The 1,884-nt window shown below is 66.3% G+C and carries 2 protein-coding genes and 1 pseudogene; all 3 read left to right on the forward strand.

The features are described from left to right. Window positions 1–186 (forward strand): annotated as a pseudogene (locus EN914_RS33815) (D-alanyl-D-alanine carboxypeptidase); the annotation flags it as partial. A 140-nt stretch (window positions 187–326) separates the two neighbouring features. After that, the gene (tmk, locus tag EN914_RS33820; RefSeq protein WP_024505515.1) at window positions 327–1,001 is read left to right on the forward strand and encodes a dTMP kinase; all 675 of its coding nucleotides are present in this window, start codon (window positions 327–329) and stop codon (window positions 999–1,001) included. After that, window positions 998–1,884 (forward strand): DNA polymerase III subunit delta' (locus EN914_RS33825; RefSeq protein WP_127389603.1); only part of this gene is annotated, 887 nt, incomplete at its 3' end. The genes tmk and EN914_RS33825, both read left to right, overlap by 4 nt.

Consider the following 1,884-nt stretch of genomic DNA (forward strand, 5'->3'; position numbering starts at 1 on the left):
GTCTATGACGGCCCGGTTGCAGCACCGGTGGAGGAGGGGCAGCCGGTGGGTGCGCTGCGCGTCTGGATCGGCGATACGCTGAGCCAGGAGACGCCGCTTTTCGCAGCCGAATCGATCGGCGTCGGCACGCTGCCGCAGCGCGCGCTCGATGCCGTCAAGGAACTGGCGGTCGGCTGGCTGCGCTAACGCATGTCGCTCAAAACCAGCCATGGTTTTGGGGAACGGCATGCATAAGGGCAAAAAATTGACGGCATGGACGTTTGACCCAACGCGGACTATCTAGAGCGCTACAATCCCATTCAGCCATGGACAAGAAGGCCTCTCGGTTGGCACGCGGTTTTTTCATCACCTTCGAAGGCGGCGAGGGGGCAGGCAAGTCGACGCAGATCGAGCGGCTGGCCAGGAAGATGCGCGCCAAGAAATACGACGTGCTGCTTACCCGCGAACCCGGCGGCTCGCCGGGCGCCGAAGCGGTCAGGCACGTATTGCTTTCAGGCGCCGCCGAACCGTTCGGGCCGAAGATGGAAGCGCTGCTGTTCGCCGCCGCGCGGTCCGATCATGTCGAGCAGGTGATCCGGCCGGCGGTCGAGCGTGGCTCCATCGTGCTTTGCGACCGCTTCCTCGATTCCTCACGCGTCTATCAGGGCGTCACCGGCGGCATCGATCCGGCATTCATGGATGCGCTGGAACAGGTCGCCATCAACGGCATGATGCCGGACATGACGCTGATCTTCGACATCGACCCAGCGGAAGGCCTGAGGCGCGCAACGCTGCGGCGCGGCGCGGAGGCAGTCGCCGACCGTTTCGAAAAGGAGACGCTGGCGATCCACCGGGCCCGCCGCGAGGCGTTTCTGGCGATCGCCAAGGCCGAGCCGGAGCGCTGCATCGTCGTCGACGCAGCCGCCGAGCCCGACGCGGTTGAGAACGTCGTCACCGCGGCAGTGTTCGCGGCGCTGGCGGCGAGAGCGCCGGCACGCGACAGGCAGGCGACGCCGGCATGATCTTCGAGCGCATCGCACCCGAGCAGCACGACACGCTCGACGGCGTGCCGGAGCCCTCCGAAACGCCCCTTCTGGTCGGGCACGGCCAGGCTGCAGGCGTGCTCACCGCCGCCTATCGCGCCGGCAAGCTGCCGCATGCGCTGATCTTTTCCGGGCCAGTCGGCATCGGCAAGGCGACGCTCGCCTTCCACCTTGCGCATCATCTGCTGAAGCACCCGGATTTCGCGCAGGCGCCGGAAAGCCTTGCCGCTCCCGATCCGGCGTCGTCGCTGTTTCGCCAGATCGCCACCGGGGCGCATCCTTCCGTGCTGCACCTGACCCGGCCGCTGAACGACAAGACCAAGAGTTTCAAGACGGTCGTCACCGTCGATGAGATCCGCAAGGTCAGCCGCTTCCTGTCGCTGACCTCGCATGACGGCAGCTACCGGGTCGTCATCGTCGACCCCGCCGACGACATGAACACCAATGCCGCCAATGCCTTGCTGAAAAATCTTGAAGAGCCGCCGGCACGGACGCTGTTCATCCTGATTGTCCACGCGCCGGGCAGTCTGCTGCCGACGATCCGGTCGCGCTGTCAGGTGGTGCGATTGAACCCGCTCGACGCCGACGACCTGATGACGGTGCTGGAAACGACCGAGCCGGCGCCGCCTGAGGATCCGGCGGCGCGCGCGGCACTGGCCGAGCGGGCAGGGGGCAGCGCCCGCACCGCGATCCTCTTGACGCAGTATGGCGGGTTGGAGATCGCTTCGACGCTCGACGCTCTGGTCACCGGGAAAAAGAGCGATGTCGGCGGCGCGTTCCGCCTCGCCGAAGCCGTGGCCGGCCGCGATCAGGCGATCCAGTTCGATATCTTCAACCGCCGGGCGCTAGACCTGTTGTCGGA

This window comes from Mesorhizobium sp. M7A.F.Ca.CA.001.08.2.1 (assembly GCF_003998455.1).
In the GTDB taxonomy this organism is placed as follows: domain Bacteria; phylum Pseudomonadota; class Alphaproteobacteria; order Rhizobiales; family Rhizobiaceae; genus Mesorhizobium; species Mesorhizobium ciceri.